Source organism: Falsihalocynthiibacter sp. SS001 (genome assembly GCF_042445055.1).
Taxonomy (GTDB): Bacteria; Pseudomonadota; Alphaproteobacteria; order Rhodobacterales; family Rhodobacteraceae; genus Falsihalocynthiibacter.
The window spans coordinates 2,212,295-2,234,286 of the sequence record NZ_CP170339.1 but is presented as its reverse complement, the minus strand read 5'-3'; the positions used below and the strand labels follow the sequence as shown (position 1 = coordinate 2,234,286).

The 21,992-nt window shown below is 53.2% G+C and carries 23 protein-coding genes; 15 read left to right on the top strand and 8 right to left on the bottom strand.

The window, feature by feature from the left end; translation table 11 throughout:
• Positions 1-48: 48 nt before the first annotated feature.
• The 3 genes from ACFE33_RS10690 to ACFE33_RS10680 are packed head-to-tail and all read left to right on the top strand — an operon-like array spanning position 49 to position 3,564.
• Positions 49-1,260 carry a carbohydrate ABC transporter permease gene (locus ACFE33_RS10690; protein WP_380053132.1) on the top strand — a complete coding sequence of 404 codons (1,212 nt, stop codon included), beginning with the start codon at positions 49-51 and terminating at the stop codon, positions 1,258-1,260.
• Positions 1,261-1,264: 4 nt separating this feature from the next.
• A complete protein-coding gene (locus tag ACFE33_RS10685; RefSeq protein ID WP_380053130.1) occupies positions 1,265-2,518 on the top strand; it encodes a hypothetical protein in 1,254 nt (417 codons plus the stop codon).
• Complete coding sequence (locus tag ACFE33_RS10680) at positions 2,518-3,564, top strand: ABC transporter ATP-binding protein (RefSeq protein WP_380053128.1); 1,047 nt, start codon at positions 2,518-2,520, stop codon at positions 3,562-3,564. The genes ACFE33_RS10685 and ACFE33_RS10680 overlap by 1 nt, the downstream gene beginning before the upstream one ends.
• Here ACFE33_RS10680 and ACFE33_RS10675 read toward each other — a convergent pair.
• Entirely contained in the window at positions 3,561-4,106 is a 546-nt protein-coding gene (locus tag ACFE33_RS10675) for an rRNA large subunit pseudouridine synthase E (RefSeq protein ID WP_380053126.1), read from the bottom strand. The genes ACFE33_RS10680 and ACFE33_RS10675 overlap by 4 nt on opposite strands.
• A gap of 222 nt (positions 4,107-4,328) precedes the next feature.
• Between ACFE33_RS10675 and ACFE33_RS10670 the strand changes: the two genes are divergently transcribed.
• From ACFE33_RS10670 to ACFE33_RS10650, 5 genes are all read left to right on the top strand, one after another.
• The gene (locus ACFE33_RS10670; protein ID WP_380053124.1) at positions 4,329-4,946 is read left to right on the top strand and encodes an ATP-dependent Clp protease proteolytic subunit; all 618 of its coding nucleotides are present in this window, start codon (positions 4,329-4,331) and stop codon (positions 4,944-4,946) included.
• Between the two features lie 157 nt (positions 4,947-5,103).
• Positions 5,104-6,372: an ATP-dependent Clp protease ATP-binding subunit ClpX gene (gene clpX / locus ACFE33_RS10665; RefSeq protein WP_380053122.1), complete on the top strand. Its 1,269-nt coding sequence runs from the start codon at positions 5,104-5,106 to the stop codon at positions 6,370-6,372.
• A 150-nt stretch (positions 6,373-6,522) separates the two neighbouring features.
• Positions 6,523-6,897: an NADH:ubiquinone oxidoreductase subunit NDUFA12 gene (locus ACFE33_RS10660; RefSeq protein WP_380053120.1), complete on the top strand. Its 375-nt coding sequence runs from the start codon at positions 6,523-6,525 to the stop codon at positions 6,895-6,897.
• Between the two features lie 2 nt (positions 6,898-6,899).
• Positions 6,900-7,346 carry an outer membrane lipid asymmetry maintenance protein MlaD gene (gene mlaD / locus ACFE33_RS10655; protein ID WP_380053118.1) on the top strand — a complete coding sequence of 149 codons (447 nt, stop codon included), beginning with the start codon at positions 6,900-6,902 and terminating at the stop codon, positions 7,344-7,346.
• Positions 7,346-7,882 carry a DUF2155 domain-containing protein gene (locus tag ACFE33_RS10650; protein WP_380053116.1) on the top strand — a complete coding sequence of 179 codons (537 nt, stop codon included), beginning with the start codon at positions 7,346-7,348 and terminating at the stop codon, positions 7,880-7,882. Before mlaD ends, ACFE33_RS10650 begins: the two co-directional genes overlap by 1 nt.
• On the opposite strand, the gene aat is transcribed toward ACFE33_RS10650, so the two are convergent.
• The 5 genes from aat to ACFE33_RS10625 all read right to left on the bottom strand — a co-directional run bounded on the left by aat (position 7,819) and on the right by ACFE33_RS10625 (position 13,046).
• Positions 7,819-8,460 (bottom strand): leucyl/phenylalanyl-tRNA--protein transferase, encoded by a 642-nt coding sequence (gene aat / locus ACFE33_RS10645; protein ID WP_380053114.1) that lies wholly within the window; start codon positions 8,458-8,460, stop codon positions 7,819-7,821. The two genes, ACFE33_RS10650 and aat, sit on opposite strands and share 64 nt — an antisense overlap.
• Positions 8,461-8,509: 49 nt before the next feature.
• Entirely contained in the window at positions 8,510-9,859 is a 1,350-nt protein-coding gene (gene accC / locus ACFE33_RS10640; protein WP_380053112.1) for an acetyl-CoA carboxylase biotin carboxylase subunit, read from the bottom strand.
• Between the two features lie 9 nt (positions 9,860-9,868).
• The gene (gene accB / locus ACFE33_RS10635) at positions 9,869-10,357 is read right to left on the bottom strand and encodes an acetyl-CoA carboxylase biotin carboxyl carrier protein (RefSeq protein ID WP_380053110.1); all 489 of its coding nucleotides are present in this window, start codon (positions 10,355-10,357) and stop codon (positions 9,869-9,871) included.
• A 141-nt stretch (positions 10,358-10,498) separates the two neighbouring features.
• The gene (locus ACFE33_RS10630; protein WP_380053108.1) at positions 10,499-11,656 is read right to left on the bottom strand and encodes a class I SAM-dependent methyltransferase; all 1,158 of its coding nucleotides are present in this window, start codon (positions 11,654-11,656) and stop codon (positions 10,499-10,501) included.
• Between the two features lie 181 nt (positions 11,657-11,837).
• Positions 11,838-13,046 (bottom strand): 2-isopropylmalate synthase, encoded by a 1,209-nt coding sequence (locus tag ACFE33_RS10625; RefSeq protein WP_380053106.1) that lies wholly within the window; start codon positions 13,044-13,046, stop codon positions 11,838-11,840.
• Positions 13,047-13,386: 340 nt separating this feature from the next.
• On the opposite strand from ACFE33_RS10625, the gene ACFE33_RS10620 reads away from it, so the two are divergent.
• Positions 13,387-13,992 carry a GntR family transcriptional regulator gene (locus ACFE33_RS10620; protein ID WP_380053104.1) on the top strand — a complete coding sequence of 202 codons (606 nt, stop codon included), beginning with the start codon at positions 13,387-13,389 and terminating at the stop codon, positions 13,990-13,992.
• A 13-nt stretch (positions 13,993-14,005) separates the two neighbouring features.
• On the opposite strand, the gene ACFE33_RS10615 is transcribed toward ACFE33_RS10620, so the two are convergent.
• Positions 14,006-15,256, bottom strand: a complete 1,251-nt coding sequence (locus tag ACFE33_RS10615; RefSeq protein WP_380053102.1) for a malonyl-CoA decarboxylase — start codon at positions 15,254-15,256, stop codon at positions 14,006-14,008.
• Positions 15,257-15,265: 9 nt separating this feature from the next.
• Positions 15,266-15,652 (bottom strand): YciI family protein, encoded by a 387-nt coding sequence (locus tag ACFE33_RS10610; RefSeq protein WP_380053100.1) that lies wholly within the window; start codon positions 15,650-15,652, stop codon positions 15,266-15,268.
• A gap of 177 nt (positions 15,653-15,829) precedes the next feature.
• Between ACFE33_RS10610 and ACFE33_RS10605 the strand changes: the two genes are divergently transcribed.
• The 6 genes from ACFE33_RS10605 (at position 15,830) to ACFE33_RS10580 (ending at position 21,991) form a co-directional block, all read left to right on the top strand.
• Positions 15,830-16,495, top strand: coding sequence for a malonic semialdehyde reductase (locus ACFE33_RS10605; protein WP_380053098.1), 666 nt, complete (start codon positions 15,830-15,832; stop codon positions 16,493-16,495).
• A gap of 86 nt (positions 16,496-16,581) precedes the next feature.
• A complete protein-coding gene (locus ACFE33_RS10600; protein ID WP_380053096.1) occupies positions 16,582-17,655 on the top strand; it encodes a C4-dicarboxylate TRAP transporter substrate-binding protein in 1,074 nt (357 codons plus the stop codon).
• Between the two features lie 23 nt (positions 17,656-17,678).
• A complete protein-coding gene (locus ACFE33_RS10595) occupies positions 17,679-18,236 on the top strand; it encodes a TRAP transporter small permease subunit (protein ID WP_380053094.1) in 558 nt (185 codons plus the stop codon).
• Positions 18,233-19,540, top strand: coding sequence for a TRAP transporter large permease (locus ACFE33_RS10590; RefSeq protein ID WP_380053092.1), 1,308 nt, complete (start codon positions 18,233-18,235; stop codon positions 19,538-19,540). Before ACFE33_RS10595 ends, ACFE33_RS10590 begins: the two co-directional genes overlap by 4 nt.
• An 11-nt stretch (positions 19,541-19,551) precedes the next feature.
• Positions 19,552-20,418, top strand: coding sequence for a dioxygenase (locus ACFE33_RS10585; RefSeq protein ID WP_380053090.1), 867 nt, complete (start codon positions 19,552-19,554; stop codon positions 20,416-20,418).
• Between the two features lie 232 nt (positions 20,419-20,650).
• The gene (locus tag ACFE33_RS10580) at positions 20,651-21,991 is read left to right on the top strand and encodes an NAD(P)-dependent oxidoreductase (protein WP_380053088.1); all 1,341 of its coding nucleotides are present in this window, start codon (positions 20,651-20,653) and stop codon (positions 21,989-21,991) included.
• The last annotated feature ends 1 nt before the right edge of the window (position 21,992 follow it).

Genomic DNA, 21,992 nt, shown 5'->3' with positions numbered 1-21,992 from the left:
GTGCTTTGGTTTTCGCATTCCTCTGGCGCAACTACCTGAGGGCGCAGAGTGAAATATTTACGTTTTGGATATGTGGCGGCGCCGCTCATCGGTGCGCTTTGGGCGGTTGTTATGGCGGTGGTCGTGACCGTTGCAATGAGCTTTGCCACGGGTGAACCACTTAAACCATCGGTCACTATGTCGTTGATTTCGGGGGCGATTGTCGGATGGGTTTTGCTTAGGTTCCCGCGTGCTCTTGCGGTCGGGGGGATGGTTGTGCTGTTTGCGGCCTTGCCATTCATTGATGTCGGGCCAGTGATTGTCGGGGAGGGCGTGTCGTCCTTGTTGACTGCCTTAGTGGGCGCGTTGTTTGGTGCCTGTTTGGCTTACCCGCTGCAAAGAATGCTTGCGGGGTTGTCCGTGGGGGCCCTAACGCGGCACGAATTCGAAGAGTCCGTGATCCGCTTTCTAACAGGGTTTGGTTACACCTTCTTTACCGCGATTGTGCTGATCCCTTTCTACGTGATGGTGATGACAAGCATGAAGAGCCAGCAGGCCCTCTTGCAGAACCCACTCGATTTCTCGCTAGATTTAGAGAAGGGCTTGGGCCTCTTCCGAAGCTATGTGGAACTTTTCCGCGACTTCAATTTCGACCGTTTCATCATGGTGTCATTGTTCGTCTCGGTTGCCACAGTTTTGATTACGCTCGCGTTTTCGGTGCCGGGGGCCTATGCGGTGGCGCGGCTTAGGTTTCAGGGACAAAAGGCGTTCTCGCGCTCAATCCTACTTATTTATATGGTGCCGCTGATCGTTCTGGCGTTGCCGATTTACATTGTGTTCTCGATGCTTGGTCTGCGGAATTCGATCTTTGGTTTGCTGCTGATTTACCCCGTAACGACCATTCCCGTCGCGCTTTATATGCTTCAGGGGTATTTCCGCGGCCTTCCGAGCGAGGTTGAAGAGGCGGGCCTGATGGACGGTTTGTCCCGCCTGCAGGTCATCTGGAAAATTACACTTCCGCTGAGCCTACCTGCGCTCGCGTCGGTGTCGCTCTATGTCTTTATGATCGCGTGGAACGAGTTCCTTTTGGCGTTCATGTTGCTGGACGACCCGTCAAAATTCACCCTGACGCGTGGCGTGGCCATGCTCAACTCTTCCGAAATTCCCAGACAGCACCTGATGGCGGGCGCGGTGATCGCGACCGTACCGATTATGGCACTGTTTCTTGGGCTTGAACGTTTCATAGCGAAGGGCCTCACAGCGGGCTCTGTTAAAGGATAAGACGATGGATCTCGCGAAAATTGATCGAGTGGCGCGGCGCATTCTGCGCAATAATGACCGTGGCGGATACACGGTGCCGACCTCGGGGCTGTACCCGTATCAGTGGAACTGGGATAGCTGCTTTACCGCTTGGGGAATTGCTTCGTTCGATGTGAAACGCGCGTGGTTTGAAATTCATACGTTGTTCACAGGACAGTGGGACAACGGCATGGTTCCGCATATTATTTTCCACAAGCGCGCGGATGGCTATTTCCCCGGACCTGACGTTTGGGCGGTGGAGCGCGTGCCGCATACCTCGGGCATTACCCAGCCGCCAGTTGCGGCAACGATGGTCCGCTCGATTTATGAAAGCGACAAGCATTATGGCCGTATTCACATGGAGCTTATCTATGGGCGGTTGGTGTCGTGGCACCGCTGGTTCATCAAGAACAGGCTAACACGCGGAATGGTCGCGATTGTTCATCCTTGGGAAAGCGGGCGCGACAATGCCTGTGATTGGGATGGAGCGATGGCAAATATCGACCCAAGCGGGGTCGGGGAGTACCATCGGCGCGATACCGACCATGTAGACCCCGAAATGCGGCCCAAGAAAATCGACTATGATCGCTATCTCAAGATTGTTTATCACGGCCGTGAAACAGGGTGGAACGAAGACGAGATCGCCAAGAGCGGCCCCTTTCGCGTGGCCGACGTGGGCATGACCTTTATCCTCCTGCGGGCTTGCCGCGATTTGTTGGCCATTGCCATTGAACTGGATCACGAGACCTCGGAGATTGAGGGGTGGATCGAGCAGTTGGAGGAAGGCTGCAAGAATCATTGGAACCCTGCGGGGTATTACGACTCGATTGATCTAAAGACAGGAGAATTTGCAAACTCCCTCAGCTCTGCTTCGTTCTTGGATGCCTATGCGGGCCAGCATGACGGGCGCATGATCGACCATTTCAATCGCATTATGTCGAAGGTTGAGTTCGGCATCCCTTCAAATGATCCCGACAGCGAGAAGTTCAATCCGAAACGATATTGGCGCGGACCTGTATGGGGGATGCTCAATTCGCTTATCGGGATCGGGCTTACCGAGGCGGGCTATGCCAAAGAGGCCGAGACCCTTCGCAAAGGGACACAGAAGTTGATCGCCGAGCACGGTTTCTATGAGTATTTCAGCCCAGAAGACGGCGCACCAGAGGGCGGGAATGTGTTCTCGTGGACAGCGGCAATTTGGCTGACATGGGCTGGGCAGCACGCGAAGGGGAGATTCTGATGGGGGCCATTACGCTTAAAGCAGCCGAGAAATGGTATGGTGATCTTCAGGTTATCAAGGGCGTGGATCTTGAGATTAACGAGGGCGAGTTCGTCATCTTCGTTGGCCCTTCGGGGTGCGGTAAATCTACGCTTCTGCGGATGATCGGCGGTCTTGAAGAAACCAGCCGCGGTGCGATTCTCATTGATGGCAAAGACGTGACTGCCGACCCGCCTAGCAAGCGCGGCCTGTCCATGGTGTTTCAATCCTACGCGCTATACCCGCATATGTCGGTGCGCGATAATATGGGGTTCTCGTTGAAAACTGCAGGAGCGCCCAAGGATGAAATCCGCGCCAAGGTCGATGAGGCCGCCCGTATCCTGAAGCTCGAACCATTGCTGGAACGGCGCCCCAAGGATATGTCCGGCGGTCAGCGCCAGCGGGTGGCAATCGGGCGCTCGATTGTGCGCGACCCCACGGCGTTCTTGTTTGATGAACCGCTGTCGAACTTGGATGCCAGCCTTCGTGTGGAGATGCGCTACGAAATAGCAAAGCTACACCAAAGCCTTAAATCTACGATGATCTATGTGACTCACGACCAGACCGAGGCCATGACCCTCGCAGATCGCATCGTCGTGCTAGAGGGCGGGTATATCGCGCAGGTCGGCACGCCGCGCGAACTCTATGAAAAGCCCGCCAACCTGTTTGTGGCGCAATTTATTGGCTCTCCGAAAATGAATGTGATGCGCTGCGCGGTTTCTGGCGGCGCGTTTGCCCTTGAAGGAGGGCGCGGCGGAGCAATCGAGGGGCACGAAAATGCGGTAAGTGTGGGGTGTCGGCCCGAGCATATCAAGCTTGGCGCAGCAGGAGAGGGCGCGCTTGATGCGATAGTTGATGTGCTCGAGTACCTTGGCGCAGATACGTTTGTGATCGTGGATGCGGGGCCACTTGGGCGCATTACGGTACGCGTAGAAGGCGACAGCTCGCTACGCCCAGAGGATCGCGTCGGGCTGATTCTGGATCCGGATCGTTTACATTTCTTCGATGCCGAGGGGCGCGCCGTTTAGGCGTGCCGCCAAGTTCCTGTCTCTATGCCGTCGATGGTCCAATCGCCAATGCTATAGCGGATAAGTCGTAGTGTTGGCGCTCCGACATGCGCTGTCATGCGGCGCACCTGACGGTTGCGGCCCTCTGATATCGTAATCGAAAGCCAACTATCGGGAACGGTTTTGCGAAAACGAACGGGTGGTGTTCGAGGCCATAGATCGTCTGGCTCATCGATATGTTCTACCTTTGCGGGACGCGTTTTTCCGTCTTTGAGTGTAACGCCTTGTCGTAACTGCGAAAGCGCATCGTCGCTTGGGGTGCCTTCGACCTGAACCCAATATGTCTTTTCCATCTTGAATTTCGGGCTGGCAATGCGGTTTTGCAGCTTGCCGTCATCCGTAAGAAGCAAAAGCCCCTCGCTGTCTTTATCCAGCCGTCCAGCCGCATAGACCTTTGGGATATCAATGAAGTCCGAAAGCGTTTGGCGCTTGCTCCCCTCGGTTCCCGCGTCGGTGAACTGCGAGAGCACATTGAAAGGCTTATTGAACAAGATCAAAGTCATGCCCTTAGATGCCCCAGTCGCCGAATAAGCGCAATACGCACCTGTTTGCGGATAATCGGGATATGTTTCCAATTTGATAAGAATTACGGTTTATCAGGGCATTTAGCGGATTGGCGTGGGAAAGTCGCAGGGCAGCCCTTGCAGGTCCGGTTGGGGACTATTACTACTTCTTAGAAGTGATCCGCATGGATACGAATGACGCAAAAAAGTAGGCAGGCAAATATGAACGACCCAGTTGAGACGTATATGAACCTCGTGCCCATGGTGGTGGAGCAGACGAGCCGTGGCGAACGTGCCTACGATATTTTTTCGCGATTGCTCAAAGAGCGGATTATTTTTGTAAACGGTCCGGTGCATGACGGAATGAGCCAACTAGTAGTTGCGCAGTTGCTGCACCTTGAGGCCGAGAACCCGGATAAAGAAATCTCGATGTATATCAACAGCCCTGGCGGCGTTGTGACATCCGGCTTGTCGATCTACGACACGATGCAATACATCAAACCCAAGGTGAGCACGCTCTGCATTGGGCAGGCGGCATCCATGGGGTCGCTCTTGCTTGCGGCTGGCGCGAAGGGAATGCGTTATTCCCTGCCCAATAGCCGCATCATGGTACACCAGCCTTCTGGCGGTTATCAGGGGCAAGCGACGGATATTCTCATCCACGCGCAGGAAACCCAGAAGCTCAAAGATCGCCTGAATGGCATCTACGTGAAGCACACTGGGCAGAAGCTTAAAACAGTCGTCGATAGTCTTGAGCGTGACAACTTTATGTCCGCAGAAGAGGCGAAAGACTGGGGTTTGATCGACGAAATCGTCGAGAACCGTAGCAAAGACGACTAGAACAAAGGTGGTTGAAGGGGCGCTTTGACGGTGCAATGATTTTGGCATTGTACATGAAAATTGGCTGTCCTAAGTTAGAACTCAAGGCTGCCCAATCACGCATACTATAGTTTGATCGGGCACAGAGCGGCCACCAGCGATCAAACAGAGGATCAACATGGCGAAAACGACGAGCGGCGACAGCAAAAACACCCTCTACTGTTCTTTCTGCGGAAAGAGCCAGCATGAGGTTCGTAAACTTATTGCGGGGCCAACCGTATTCATTTGCGACGAGTGTGTTGAACTTTGCATGGACATCATTCGCGAAGAGACCAAATCCAGTGGTCTCAAGGCGACGGACGGTGTGCCAACGCCAATGGATATTTGCGAAGTGCTGGACGATTATGTGATCGGTCAGGCCCATGCGAAACGTGTTCTCGCGGTTGCGGTGCATAACCACTACAAACGCCTGAACCATTCGAGCAGCAATGGTGATATTGAGCTGGCAAAGTCCAATATCATGCTGATCGGCCCAACAGGTTGCGGTAAAACGCTTCTTGCACAAACACTTGCACGGATTTTGGACGTACCGTTTACAATGGCGGATGCTACCACGTTGACCGAGGCCGGTTATGTCGGCGAAGACGTTGAGAACATCATCCTGAAGCTTCTTCAGGCGAGTGAATACAACGTCGAGCGTGCGCAACGCGGTATCGTTTATATCGACGAGGTCGATAAGATTACGCGCAAATCCGACAACCCATCCATCACGCGTGACGTGTCGGGTGAGGGCGTGCAGCAAGCGCTCCTAAAGATCATGGAAGGCACGGTTGCATCTGTACCGCCGCAAGGTGGGCGCAAGCATCCGCAGCAGGAATTCCTTCAAGTTGACACAACGAACATCCTGTTCATCTGTGGCGGCGCCTTTGCTGGCTTGGATAAGATTATCGCAAGCCGTGGCAAAGGAAGCGCGATGGGATTCGGTGCGGACGTCAAAAACAATGATAACCGCGGCGTTGGTGAAATCTTCCAAGACCTCGAGCCTGAAGACCTTCTGAAGTTTGGCCTGATTCCTGAGTTTGTTGGTCGCTTGCCAGTGATTGCAACGCTTGAGGATCTCGACGCGGATGCGCTGGTAACAATCCTGACCAAGCCTAAAAATGCATTGGTGAAACAGTACCAACTGTTGTTCGAGCTTGAGAACGCCGAGCTGAAATTCACCGATGATGCACTTAAGGCAATCGCTGATCGCGCAATTGAGCGTAAGACAGGTGCACGCGGACTTCGTTCTATTCTGGAAGAAATCCTTCTGGACACGATGTTTGATTTGCCAAGCTTGGATTCGGTGAACGAAGTTGTGGTGAACGAAGAGGCCGTCACAAGCGATGCTGCTCCACTCCTCGTGCATGGCGATGCCAGCGCCGAAGAGCCAGTAAGCGCGGGATAGTTCATTCGGGCGGCCACACAGGCCGCCCTTTTGCTAGTATCGGGTTTCCCTATGTGCAATCGGCGGCATTTTGCTTTCGTTTTTTATGTATGGGCTAGACCTCGCAACGCTCTTGCGGCATATCTAACTCAATGATTTTCGGAGACTCCTATGCGTTCTATTCTTAGCTTGATCACGTGGTGGAACCGCGAAACTTTGGGGATGCGCTGGTTTACTTGGCGCAAAGGCACCAAGGTTGGCGAGGATGCTGACGGTAACCAGTTCTTTCAAAACAAAGACGGTACGCGCCGCTGGGTGATCTACAACGGTGACGTTGAAGCAAGCCGTGTATCACCAGACTGGCACGGCTGGCTGCATTTTACATGGAATGAAACGCCCGAGGATGCGCCTCTGCCCCATAAAACATGGGAAAAACCGCATGAGGTGAACCCAACAGGTACGCTTAATGCATATGCTCCTGCGGGATCTTTGCGTCAGGCAACTCCTGCGAGCCGCAGCGATTACGAAGCTTGGCAGCCTGAATAATCATGAGCGATTCCCCAACCCAGATCTTCGTGGGCGGGGCCGTTTTGGCGGTTGCCGCGGGTTTCCTCATCTTTGCGGGTAAGGCAACGGGCTTTGGCAACAGCAGTTCAGGGTATGACCTTTCGGCGAGCTTTCGCTCCGCGGAGGGGATAACCGTCGGAACTGACGTGCGCTTGGCCGGCGTCAAAATCGGCTCGGTTACGGATATGGACCTCAATATCGAGACATTCCGCGCGGATACGACCATCACGCTCTTCAACGGTATCGAAATTCCCGACGATAGCGCCGTATCCATCGCTTCCGAAGGATTGTTGGGCGGTAACTTCGTCGAAATCAGCCCCGGTGGTTCGTTTGACAACTATCAACCAGGCGCCGAGATCGAAGATACGCAGGGCGCCGTGAGCTTGATTTCCCTCTTGATGAAATTCGTTTCAGGGAGCGAGGAGTAATGCTCCGCCTTTCCTTCATCCTTGCCTTGAGCGCCACGCCATTGATGGCGCAGGACATTCAAGAACAACCCTTGCCGTCACTAGAGCAGGGGTTGCAGATTGAAGGATTGCTGACTGAAAACAACGAGATAGGCTTCGTTGACCCAGAAGGAAACCCGCTTCCTGATACGCAATTTTTTGGTGATATCGAAACCGAAGAGCAGGCGGATAAGGTTGTAGAGGGGCTTGGGGTCGTTTTGCGCGGCTTGGATCGTGTAAGCACGGATCTTACGGATATTGAGCTGGCGGCCGGAGAAGAAGCCATGTTCGGGCCGTTACTTATCTCGCTAAAAGAGTGTCGCTATCCGCCCGACAACCCATCGGGGGAGGCATATGCCTACCTCACGGTTGAGGATCGCTTGGTCGGTAAAATCGTGTTCGAAGGTTGGATGATCGAATCGGCTCCGGCGCTGAATGCGTTGGATCACTCGCGCTATGATGTCTGGGTATTGAGCTGCAAGACAGCCTCCGCCGACGCGAGCGCTCCAGCAGAATAGATATTGGCGTCTATCCGGATTGCCGAGAATAGCTGTCGCCGATATTCAGAGCGCGGAATCTCCAGAGCGCCGAGAGATGTCAGGTGATCTGTCACAAATTGTGTATCGAAAAGCGCAAAGCCACAGCGGCGAAGGCGATCCACAAGATACGCAAGCGCGATTTTGGATGCGTCGCGCCTGCGCGAGAACATACTCTCTCCGAAGAACGCACCGCCCAATGCGATGCCGAACACCCCACCAACGAGAGTTTCACCGTCCCAAACCTCAAGAGAATGCGCAAAACCTAGGTTGTGAAGTTCTTGATATAGGAATGAAATCTCGCTGTTGATCCATGTTTCTGAACGGTCTGCGCAGCCTTGGACGACAGCTTCGAAATCACTGTTCATGCGAATATCAAATGGCGTACGAAGGAGGGTGCGTCTTAGGCTTCGTGATATGTGAAAACCGTTCAGTGGGATGACACCGCGACGCTGCGGATCAACCCAGAATATTTCGGGATTCTCGCGGCTTTCGGCCATCGGAAAAATACCGGAGGCATAGCCGTTCAAAAGAATCTCCGGTGTCAGTGCCTCAGACATTTAGCCCCGTTATGCAAAATGCCCGCCCGTATTCGGGGCGGGCATTTGTTTATTCGGAAAGGTTTCTAGCGAGCCATTTCTCAAGCCAGTGAATGTCATAATTCCCGGTGAGGATGTCTTCCTCTGCGAGCAGCATGTCAAACAATGGGAGGGTTGTCGCTACACCATCCACAATCAGTTCGCCCAGTGCACGGTGCAAGCGCGCGATGGCCTCTGGTCGATCGCGGCCGTGTACGATCAGCTTGCCGATCAAGCTGTCGTAGTAGGGCGGGATCGTATAGCCATCATAAAGAGCGCTATCCATCCTAACACCCAGACCGCCAGGGGCATGATATTGCGTGATTTTTCCGGGGCAGGGCGAGAAGTTCGGAAGACGTTCTGCGTTGATCCGTACTTCGATAGAATGCCCGTTGATCGTAAGGTCCGACTGCCCGAACGACATACCTTCGCCCGCTGCGACGCGAATTTGCTCGCGTACAAGATCAACGCCAAAGATGGCTTCGGTAACCGGATGCTCAACTTGAAGACGGGTGTTCATCTCGATGAAATAGAACTCGCCGTTTTCATAGAGGAACTCGATCGTTCCCGCGCCGACATAGTTGATCTTGGCGCAAGCATCCGCACAGACCTTACCAATCTTGTCCCGCAACTCTTGCGTGATGCAGGGGCCGGGGGCCTCCTCGAATACCTTTTGGTGACGACGTTGAAGCGAACAATCACGCTCTCCGAGGTGCACTGCGCCACCTTTACCGTCGCCAAACACCTGAATTTCGATGTGACGCGGAGTGCCGAGGTATTTCTCGATATAGACTTCAGAGTTGCCGAATACCGATTTGCCCTCGGAACGGGCGGTGCGGAAAGCCACTTCGAGTTCGTCAGGGCTATTGGCAAGCTTCATGCCGCGTCCACCACCACCGGCGGTCGCCTTGATGATAACGGGGTAGCCAACTTTGTCGGCAACTTCGCGAGCGGTCTCATAGTCAGGAACGCCGCCGTCGGAGCCGGGAACACAAGGAACGCCGAGCTTGATCATCGTGTCTTTCGCGGTGATCTTGTCACCCATCATGCGAATATGCTCGGATGTGGGGCCGATGAAGGCGATGTCGTGATCTTCGAGAGCTTGAACAAAGCTCGCGTTCTCGGACAGGAAGCCATACCCAGGATGGATCGCTTGCGCTCCGGTAACCTCACAGGCCGCGATGATGGCGGCAACGTTCAGATAACTATCGGTGCTCGACGGGGGGCCGATACAGATGGCCTCATCAGCCATACGAACGTGCATCGCATCAGAATCCGCCGTCGAGTGAACGGCGACGGACTTAATCCCCATCTCACGACACGCGCGGATGACGCGCAATGCGATCTCTCCACGGTTTGCGATTAGAATTTTTTCAAACATCAAGAAACCCTACTCGATGATCATCAACGGTTGGCCATACTCGACCGCATCGCCATCGGCGACAAGAATGCGTTTGACCGTACCAGATGAAGGCGAGGGGATGTGGTTCATTGTTTTCATGGCTTCTACGATCATCAGCGTGTCGCCTTCGGAAACCTGACTTCCGACCGTTACGAATGCCGCAGCGCCCGGTTCTGCTGCCATGTATGCGGTGCCTACCACGGGGGACGGAACCGCGCCCGGGTGGTTGGAAGGATCGTCGTTGTCCACGGCAGGTGCCGCCGAAGGAGCAGCGGCAGGCGCGGCTGCGACAGGTGCCGGAGCGGGGGCTGCAACTGTTGTTGCTGCTACAACATTCGTTTTCTTGCTTACGCGTACGTTAAGGCTGTCGTCTTCGCCGTACTCGCGCTTAACTTGAAGCTCGGTGAGATCATTTTCGTTAAGAAGTTCCGCAAGTGCCTTAATGAAGGCCACATCTGAATCGTGATTTTTTGTCATGCCGTCCTCGATCTGTTTCGTTGCCGCTTCTTTGGCCGCAATATACCAAAAGGCGTTTTCATCGCTTATAGACAGTTGAAACGTGATAGAAAAGCATTCCTGTCAGGATTTCTGCGAATTTCGAGAGGGGAAAATAGCGCTCTACTGATGTGCCAGCTCTACCTGGACCACATTCGTATGATTAACCGAGAAGGAAGCAGCGCAAATTCCAAGATAAAAGCGCCAGTTTCTCAGGAACTTTTCATCATATCCCAACGCGCGAATACGATCGGATTTGGCCACGAGTCTCTCGTCCCAGATCGAGCAGGTGCGGGCATAATCCTTGCCAAATTCGAAGCTGTTAAGAACCACGAGGCCGGCTCGTTTGGCTTGTTCCGCGATCACGTTATCCGAGACAAGCATCCCGCCCGGAAAGGTGTAATGGCGAATAAAATCCGATCCTCGGCGGTAAATATCGAAATAGCTATCCGGTACGGTGATCGCCTGAATCATCGCGCGGCCCCCTTCGGAAAGGTGGGTCTTCAATGCTTTGAAATAGGTCGGCCAATAGGCTTGGCCAACGGCCTCGATCATTTCAATAGAGACGATGTTATTAAAAGTCCCAGATGTCGTGCGATAGTCCTGAAGCCGAATATCCGCGCGCCCGTTTAGGCGTTGAGTAGCATAGCTTAGTTGGCTCGGCGAAATCGTAAGCCCCGTCACATATCGCCCCGCATCTGCTGCGCGCTCGGCAAATCCGCCCCATCCGCAACCGATTTCCAATATCCGCTCCCCTTCACCCAAATGGCCAAGGATACGGTCGTATTTGCGGTTCTGGGCATGGAAAAGGTCGGAGTCCTCGTTTGAGAATAACGCTGATGAATAAGTCATGCTCTCATCAAGCCAGAGAGAGTAGAACTCATTCCCCACGTCGTAATGCGCCTGAATATTGCGCGCCGCCCCTGCAACAGAATTTGCGCGAAGGATTTGATTGAGAATACGAAACTTGAAGGTGCTCCAGCGGCTCGGATAGGCAAAGGACTGAAAGTTTTCGAGGTTTTTCAGGGCCACCGCGACAAGGTTTTCGATGGATGGCGTATCCCAAAGCCCCGCGACATATGTTTCGCCAAGGCCGATATCCCCGCGCGCGGCGATAGCCGTAATAACCGACCAATCGTAAATATGAATTTCCGCTTCGGGCGCTCCGTGGCCAAAATTGTGTATATCCCCTTCGGGCGTTCGCAGGCGCAAACTGCCTTCACGAATGCGGGCACAAGTATCGAGAAATTCGTTTCTGATCCGCTTGGTAAAATACAGCATCAACACCTCATCACTGGGCGCATAAGCGCACAAAAAGTTCGGAGCCAAGCTATTCTAGCCAATAATGGAGTGAAAATTAAGAAAAAATTCAGTGAATCAGTTTGGGCGTCACTGGTCGACACTTAAGAGTAGAAAAAGGCGAGGGAGCCCCGCCTTCTCTTGATTTTACATGTGAGACCGATTAGCCGCGTACAGCGTTTACGATGGCAATGAATTCCTCGTCGTTCACAAGGCCTCGTTTCTTGATGCCAGCTTGCTTAACACGGGAGAGGATTTCGGCATTCTGATCGTCGTTTACAGCATCAAGATTTAGCTCTTCGAGTTTGTAGTTGATCGAAGCTTTGCCGCTCTTCTTGCCCAAAACCACTTCTCCCTGACGCCCTGTTAGGGCGGGGTGGGTGCCGAACATGACCATTGGGTCATGCATGACGTATTGAATGCCGATGCCGGATTCACGGATAAAGTTACCCGAGCCGAGAATGGGTTTGTTACGCGCGATTGGAATGTTTGACCGCTCTGCGAGTAGATCACCGAGTTCCGGCAATTTGTCGAGCTTATAGCCCATCTCATAGCCATAGAGCAGCTCCAGCCCTAGAACGAGTTCCTCAAGTGCTGCGTTGCCCGTGCGCTCACCTAGGCCGTTACCACAACTGTGAACAACCTCGGCACCAGCGGTTACCGCGGCAAGTTCCGTTGCGACGCCCATCCCGAAATCGTTGTGCGTGTGGATTTCAATAGGAAGGCCTGTCATTTCCTTGACCCAACCGACCATGTATTTGATCGCCTCGGGCGTCGCGCATCCCATGGTGTCAACGATGCCGATGGAATCCGGCGGCGATTCATTCATGATGCCTTTGCAGAGGTTTTCAAGGTCCGATGCCCGCGCTCGGGTGGTGTCATATGGAAAGAACACCGCGTAAAGCCCTTGCTCACGTGCATAGTTGATCACGTCGCGGCTCTTTTCAAATACGGTTTCCCAAGTCCAGCCGAACTGAGTCACAAGCTTGGGGTACCCGATTGGCACTTCGATGATCACGCCATCGGCGCCGCACTCCAGAGCCATGTCGATGTCTTGTTTCAGCGCGCGCGCGAATGTGAAGATCTTGGACTTCAGGCCCAACTTCGAGATTTCTTTAATGGCTTGCGCATCTTGCGGCGAAACCGCGGGCATGCCTGCTTCGATCCGGTCGACGCCGATCTCATCCATTTTTTGGGCAATCGCGATCTTGTCGTCGATTGAGAAAACAACGCCGGGAGTTTGCTCTCCGTCGCGCAGCGTTGCGTCATGAATTTGTACTTTGGGGGGGAGAAGCAGTTTCTCTCTTACTTCTGGAATGAAGTTATAGGGGCTGACCCACCATTGTCCGTCTTTGAAATGAGTTTCACGCATCTTGTGCTCCAAGCTAATCTCGATCCACTTATTGTTTTAACGTTATTATGGCCTCGTGCAATAAAAAAACGATATTTTAAATTTAAGGCGATTATTGTGGATGTTGTCTTGCCCTGCTTCTTAGGTGTTAGGAATGGATTTTGGCGGGGATTCGCATGATTTCCGCATCTGAAAGCGGCGAGGAAACCCAATAAACTATGGTATTTGCTATTGCCGACAGATTTTGAGACCCAAAAAATCGTTATTTATTGCGTATCCCCGAATAATTTGATTATTGTTTGGAATGGATAAGCAAGTAGAGCCGCTCACTAGTAGTCAATCGTCGACGCAACGCACCTATATGACTCTTCGAGAAGAGATCATTCTGGGAAAACTTGCACCTGGCGATCGGTTAAAGGTCGATACCTTAAAGGAAAATTACGGTACTGGCGCCTCTCCGGTACGAGAAGCGTTGAGCTTGCTGACGTCAGATCAACTTGTCGAAAGAATTGACCAGCGCGGTTTTCGCGTGGCTCCGACCAGCAAGATCCAGTTCACTGAAATACTTGATTTACGTTGTAATCTTGAGGATATGGCGCTTCGCCAGAGTATTGCGAATGGCGATAAAGAGTGGGAAGAGAGCTTGGTTCTGGTCCACCATTACATGAGTAGGGCGGACCGCTCGGTTTCGGGCGTGTTTGAGGAACTGCACAAGAAATTTCATATGGAACTCATCTCTTGTGGCGTATCGCCGATTTTGCTTCGCTTTTGCTCGCAGCTATATGATCTTAACGTCCGTTATCGCTATTTGGCGGGGCGGTCGCAGGATTACGGCCGCCGTGATGTCGCGGCGGAGCACCAAGCAATCCTTGATGCCGCCATCGATCGCGATGCCGAGTTGGCCTCCAGCCTGCTACTTTCGCATTATCGCAGCACTGGGGCCTTCCTTTCGGAATTAATTAGCTAATCCAAAAATTTAGCTAGTTTGTGAGGGCTTTCGCTTGTTTCGCGAGTGACCGCACAGCCGTCGTCGCAGGTACGGCCCCACCAGCTTCCATCGTTGCGGAGTTTTGCGCGATTTTTCCTAGATCATACAGATAGTTAACCATTGCGCCATAGGATTGCTTTGCGCCGTTATCCGATGTGTCCGCGTTTGGGTGAGGCTTATGGACGATTGCCCCGTTCCCCAGATGAAAGCGCGCAACGGGATCAAGCGGTTTGCCGTTGGGTGCTTTGGCGTCCAGAAGGTATGTCGCCGCGTGGCGTGTGAGCGTTTCGGCGTCGTCCGTATCTAATGCGTGCCCTTCGGCTTCTGCCCATTTTCGCAAGCCGGGGATAGGCGATAAGGTGACGAAGGTTTTTAAGTTGGGCACATCTCGCGACAGATCTTGAACGACCTGTTTGATCAGTGAATTCCCAAATGAAATCCCCGCAAGCCCAGTTTGACAGTTCGAAATCGAATAGAAAACGGCGGTATCTGCTTCATCCTCGGATAGCTCGTCGCGCTCTTCGGATAGAACGGACTGAATTGACCCCGGAATGCCTTTGGTTAGCGCAACCTCAACAAAAATAAGGGGATCGTCGGGCATCGAGGGGTGGAAGAACGCAAAACAGCGTCGATCTTCGGGGGCCAAACGGCGGCGAAGGTCGTCCCAATTGTGAATTTCATGTACGGCTTCGTACTCGATAATTTTCTCGAGAATCGATGCGGGGCTGTCCCATGTGATTTGCCGTAGCACCAGAAAACCTCGGTTGAACCAGCTCTTCAGGAGTTGGCTCAAATCTAGGTCCAGCCGCTTAAGCTCAGGGTCCGATTTGGCGCAACGAAGTAGATCGCTGCGCATTTGAACGAGTTCCGAAGTGGCACCGGGTGCTTGGTTCAAGCGGCGAAAGAGGTTTTGTCTTCTGGCTTCGGCTGCGCGCCCAAGCATACGGTAGTTATCGACGCTCCTATCCTCCGCATAGGCTTTTGCGGCGTCGGAGATGGCTATTGGATCTACGTCCAATTCCTCGTTCAGGTATTTGAAAAAGTTCAGTTTTTCGTCAGGTTCCAATGCCTGATAGTGGGCAAGGGTTGCAGCAGCCTGTTGTAGGCCAGAGTTTTCTGTGCGCTCGCTCAGAAGAGCTTCGCAAAGGGTAATGATCGAACGCGAATCCTCTACTTTTCGCGTAAACGGACGTCGCGCGAGCAGGGTCGTCAGAAGATCGCTAAGTGGGGATTTCGCGTTCATTTTATCACCTTAGGTTAGAGAAGTTTTACCAGTCGACAAGCCGACATTGATGGTAAGGTTTCCTTCGTTAATCAGCCACTTACGCAGCTTAAAGCTGCGCGCGCCGCTTTGGTGCATCGGGTCATTTTCGGTAAGCGCGCGGGCTTCATCCATAGATGCGGCGCGATAGATAATCATACCCGCACCCATCATCTCGTTGCCTGTGGCATCGGAAAGCGGACCAGCCAGAACGAGTACACCGCGTTCTTCCAGATCGCGCTGATAGTCTAGGTGGGCAGGTAGGTTCGACTTTACCTCCTCAGGCGGCTTTTCTGGTGTCGATTCAACGACATAAAGCTCCAGCGCAAGCGCGCCTCTTTCCTTTGCGACCTTCTTATACTCGTTCCATGCTACCATGTTCATTCCTCCCTGTTTGGCTAAACCATAAAAAAATCGATTTTATTTGACAAGGAGTAAAAACGTAGTCAAAAATCGACAATAGATCGAAAAAACTTTTCGGGAGGTTTTGCTGATTTGTTTTGGGTCTAAGTTGAAATTTGCTGCGCTAACTGCAGCGCTACGATGGGAAGAGAAATGCCTGCACTAGTCGGAGAAGCCTTAAATGCTGCGCGCGAAGAAGCGCAGAGCACGTTTAGAGAGCTCAAGAAAACAAAGCCCGCGCTGGATGAGGCCTCGATCGATGTGATTCTGGGAAATGCGCGCTCACATTATGCGTGGAAAGATACGCCGGTATCCGACGAAATGCTGCACCAGCTTTACGAACTGACTGCGCAGGGCCCAACAAGCATGAACACCTGTCCGGCCCGTTATGTCTTTGTGCGCTCGCCAGAAGGGAAAGAGCGTCTGGCAAAGTCACTAAAGGCCAAAAACATCGACAAAATGATGGATGCTCCGGTCACGGCGATCATTGCGTATGACTTGGATTTCTGGCGCGAACTGCCGTTTCTTTTTCCGCATGAAGATCGCCGCCCGCATTTTGAGGGAAAGCCTGAGCATTCCGAGGTTACGGCCTTTCGGAACGGCACGTTGCAGGGCGCCTACTTTATGATCGCGGCGCGTGCTTTGGGGCTCGATATCGGCGCAATGTCCGGTTTCTCGAATGAAATCGTCGACGAAGAATTCTTTGCGGGCACAACTCTGAAATCAAACTTTCTTTGCAACCTTGGTTATGCCGATGAAAGCGCGCTTTTCCAGAAGCTTCCACGCTTCGAGTTTGACAAGGTTTGTACCGTTTTATGAGGAAATGCGGCCAAGAGGAGAGAGCCGCTTAACGAGGATCGATTGATCCAGAAATAATAACGAAATCAACCATTAGGGAGGAAACAATGGGTGTAGTTAATAAGGGTGCAGCACTTGCGGCGCTGATGACGAGTGCGATGGCGCTACCTGCGTTCGCAACTGAGACGATTAAGACGGTTTTGATCGACGGATATCCGGCTCGTGCGATGTGGGTTCAAGAACTCACGAATTTCTTTATCCCCGAAGTGGACAAGAAGCTCGCGGAAACCGGCAATTACAAGATCGAATGGCAGGAAAGCTATGGCGGCTCTATCGTTAAGCCGCGTGGCGTGCTTGAGGGGATTGAGCTTGGCCTCGGGGATATCGGTGTGGTTACAACGATTTTCCACTCGTCCAAATTGCCAAGCCAAGCGCTTGCTGCGGTGACCCCATTTGTTTCGGGCGATGCGCGTGCAGTTGCTAAGGCGGTTGATGAAATCGCTCGCGAGTTTCCTTCTGTTTCAAAAGAGTTCGCCGAGCAGAATCAAGTCTACCTAGCGACTGGCGTTGTGCTTGATACGTACCAACTTTTCTCCAAAGAACCGGTTAACACTCTTGAGGACATCAAGGGCAAAAAGATCGCGGGTGCGGGTATGAATCTGCGCTATCTTGAAGGGATCGAGAATGCTGCTGGTGTGCGCGGTGGTCTTACGGATTTCTACAACATGATGGATACTGGCTTGGTGGATCAGGCGATGCTGTGGCCAGAAGCCGCTGCGACGTTCAAGATCGCCGAAGTTGGACCGTATATGTACAACGTTGATTTCGGTGCGGTTAACTCCAAGACCCTGACAGCAAACGCGGACTATTGGGAAACGCTTCCTGACGAAGTGAAAACCGCGATCGAAGAAGTCTCGGTCATGTATCGCGATCACCTTGCGAATATTGCCATGGATATCGCTGCGACGAGCCGCGAAGAGTATGTTGCTGCTGGCGGGACAATCATCGATGCCACGCCAGAGGATCGTGCAGCATGGGCGGCGGCAATGCCAAACATCGCACAGGAATGGGCAGAAACGCTCGAGGCGAGCGGCGAGCCGGGCAAAGAGATGTTGCGCGCCTACCTCGGTAAACTGCACGATGCAGGCTATGACGGTCTACGCGACTGGTCCGAAAACTAAGACTAAGGAAGGGGCCTGCCAGCATGGCTGAAGCTTTTAATAACTCTGTGCGGGCCCTTTCCCGTATAACTAACAGTATAGCAATGGGAGCCAACGCAATCGGAACTGCGGTTGTGTTGGCACTTGTTGTTGTCGTGAACTACGACGTCGTGGCGCGCGGTGTTTTCCATAAACCGTTCTTAGGCGCGGTAGAGGTTGTTCAATTCTCAATGGTCCTCATCGTGTTTTTGCAATTGCCAGATGTTATTCGCGTAAACCGTTTGACCCGTTCGGACGGGTTCTTGACGGTGCTTGGGATGCGGTATCCACAGACCGCAGGCACCATCCGTCATATAATTGAAACAGTATCGGCAGTTTTCATGGCCCTAATCGCCGTCGCGATCTGGCCGGAATTTGCGAAGATGTGGGAGAGTCAGGACTATTTCGGCGTGCCTGGTGTGTTCACAGCACCGTGGTGGCCAATCAAACTGGTGACGTGTCTGAGTGCGGGGCTTTGCACGATCATATTCGCTCTCAAAGTAATCTCCCCCGCAGCCAAGCCGGAGCTTATCCGGATGTCAGAACATGAGGACGACAAATGAGCCCTATCGAACTTGGGACCTATTCGGTCGTCGCGATTATCTTTTTGATTTACATGGGGGTCTACATTCCAATTGCGCTTGGAGTGGTGTCGTTCGTATCGATCTGGTTAATGCGCGACAATTTTGAACTCTCGATGAACCTGCTGAAGGTCGCTGTCAGTGATAGCGTTATGGAATACACCTTCGCCACGGTGCCCTTGTTTACCTTTATGGGGTTAGTGGTATCCAAAGCGGGATTAGGCAGTGATGTCTATGAGGTCATGAGCACGGGATTCCGCCGTGTGAAGGGCGGTATAGGTATGGCCACCGTTGGTGCGAACGCTGTGTTTGCTGCGGTTACAGGCTCTTCAATTGCGTCGGCCTCTGTGTTCTCCAAGGTGTCCGTTCCCCAGATGATGCGCAATGGTTACAACCCGCGCTTTGCGGTTGGCGTCGTCGCGGGTTCGTCGGTGTTGGGGATGATCATTCCGCCTTCGGCGATGCTCATTATCTATAGCTTTGTTGCCGAGCAATCCGTTGGCGATATGTTCCTTGCGGGTGTTGTTCCGGGTATCATGCTTGCATTCGCATACGTCGTGGCAATCTGGGTGATGGGCCGCCTGACGCCCGGTTTTATCGGTGGGCGACCAGCCGACGAATATGAGCGTATGTCGTGGAAAGAGATCGCCAGCAAAACTCTACCTATTCTGTCGCTGATTACTGTTGTGCTTGGTGGCATTTATACGGGCTGGCTCACGCCGGTTGAGGCTGGCGCGACTGGATCCCTTGTTGCTTTGATCATTGCATTGGTCCGCCGCCAAATTTCGCTTCGCGGGTTCTGGGAAGCACTCCTTGAGACGGGGCACATCACGGCATCTATCCTATTCCTGATTACTGCCGCCTCTATTTACAGCCGTATGTTGGGCCTTGCCGGACTTCCAAACGAGCTTGGCGATCTTCTTGCGAGTAGCAACGCGGGATTCTTCACCATCATGGTGCTCTATGTGATCATGATGCTGTTCCTGGGGACACTTCTGGATACTTCGTCGATCATTTTGATCGTTGTTCCGTTGTTCCTCCCGCTAGTTGAGCCAATGGGCCTTAGCCTCGTTTGGTTCGGAATCATTACGGTCGTTGGCGCCGAGATCGGCTTGCTGACGCCGCCGCTCGGAATATCGTGTTTTGTGATCAAAGCCACCCTTAACGATGACCGCATCTCTCTCAAGGATGTGTTCTTGGGCGCGCTCCCGTTCGCGGGTGTCATGTTGATCGTTCTCATCTTGTTGATCCGCTTTCCTGCGCTCAGCTTGGCAATATTGAATTAGGAGGCGCCCACATGCGCAACGTAACCAAAGACAACATCACCGATGTATTCAGCAGCTATTTCGGCGATGACACCGACCCGCGCGTAAAAGAGGTGCTCGTCGCACTTGCGCGCCACATTCATGACTTCACACGCGAGACAAAGCTAACACACGATGAGTGGCGCAAAGGTCTTGAGTTCCTTGAATGGGCAGGGCGGATCACAGACCCCGAACGCAATGAATTTGTGCTCTTGAGCGATGTCCTTGGGCTTTCTTCACTCGTCGATATGCAGAACTCCAACCCAGAGGCCACAAGCTCTTCGGTACTTGGGCCATTCCACGTTTCTAATCCGCCAGCGCTTGAGGTTGGGGGGGATATGAAGCGTGATTTTGAGGGCGAAGTGCTCTTGGTGCATGGTTATGTCCGCGACACCAATGGCGATCCAATCCCGAACGCGACCATCGATATTTGGCAGACCGCGCCGAACGGCCTCTATTCCAGCCAAGACCCAGATCAGGACATCCACTCCTTCCACGGGTTGATGACCGCAGATGAAGAAGGACGGTATACGTTCACGACTATTCGTCCGGTGTGCTATACAGTGCCCAGCGATGGACCCGTAGGCGAGATTTTGAATGCCGCCGGACGGCACCCTTGGCGCCCCTCGCACCTACACTACATTGTCTCCGCCCCAGGCTATCGCACGCTGGTGACAGAGGTATTCCCGTCGGATGATCCGTATCTGGACCAAGACACGGTTTTTGGTGTTCGGGATGACTTGGTGATGACCTACGTGCCACAACCTGCGGGAAGTTTTCCCGATGGTTACAAATTGTCCGGAAAGGTAAACGACGCCTATTCCCGCGTGGACTTCGACCTGATCCTTGCCAAGCAATAACCAATCACAAAATGGGCCGCGTTTAGCTTGCGGCCCATAGTTGACGTCCGATTTTGACGCTTTTTGCCCGTTTCCTGTACATTGTTGCAAAAATTAAGCCCTCATTTGCTGCAATTTGAGGCGCTTTTGGCGTTTGCGCGGCAAAAATGAAGATTCAAAAATTTACCATTTGATAAAATTTTTGACCTATGCAACGCTCAATACAACAAATAACGCCAGCAGGGAGGCCACTATGCCGAACAGCCAGTATACACCCGGAATTGTCTCGGGTCGGTTGTCTGAAAATGAATACGCCGAGAATTTTTCTGACCTACATGCGCCCCTTGACGGGCACGAAGCTACGGTCGCCGCGGATCGTTGCTATTTCTGTCACGATGCGCCGTGCATGACGGCGTGCCCGACGAGCATCGACATTCCACTCTTCATTCGTCAAATCGCCACTGGCACGCCAGAAGCTGCGGCGAAAACCATCTTTGATCAGAATATCCTTGGCGGGATGTGCGCGCGCGTATGCCCCACAGAGACACTCTGCGAAGAAGTTTGCGTACGGGAGGTGGCCGAGGGCAAACCTGTCGAGATTGGCCGTTTGCAGCGTTATGCGACGGACACCCTGATGGAGAAGGGCGTTCATCCCTATACCCGCGCTAAGGCAACAGGAAAAAAGGTCGCTGTTGTGGGGGCTGGGCCTGCGGGTCTTTCGGCGGCGCATCGTTTGGCGATGAAGGGGCACGACGTTGATCTATTCGATGCGCGTGCCAAGGCGGGTGGCCTGAACGAATTCGGGATCGCCGCCTATAAATCGGTCGACGGGTTCGCGGCACGCGAGGTCGACTGGCTCATGGAGATTGGCGGCATTACGCTTCATGCGGACAAAGCGCTCGGCAAGGACCTCGAGTTGGCACGTTTGCAAGATGACTATGACGCTGTGTTCCTCGGGATCGGACTTGGTGGTGTGAACGCGCTGCGTGCTCCGGGTGAGAACAACGACGGTGTTATTGATGCCGTTGATTTTATTGCAGATTTGCGTCAGACGGATACTCTTTCTGCCCTTCCTGTCGGGCGCAATGTTGTCGTGATCGGCGGCGGGATGACCGCCGTCGATGCGGCGGTGCAGAGCAAACTTCTGGGTGCAGATAACGTCACAATGGTGTATCGTCGTGGTAAAGAAGCGATGAGCGCGAGCCTATACGAACAAGAGCTTGCCACCGCCAAAGGCGTGCGGATCATCTATAACGCGCAGCCTCGTGTTGTTCTTGGAGAAGGCGCCGCTTCGGGTGTTGAGTTTGAATACACCAAGAGCGAAAATGGCGCGCTTCAGGGGACTGGCGAAGTCTTTACTATTGCGGCGGATCAGGTGTTCAAGGCCATCGGTCAGACATTGATTGGCGCGCCCGAAGGTCTGAAGATTGCAGGCGGCAAAATCGAAGTGTCTGAAACTGGCGCAACGAGCCTGAATGGCGTTTGGGCCGGCGGTGATTGCGCCACTGGTGGCGATGACCTGACAGTAACGGGCGTTGCAGAAGGGCGCGATGCCGCAGAGGATATACATTCATTTTTGATGGGAGGTGCCTAAA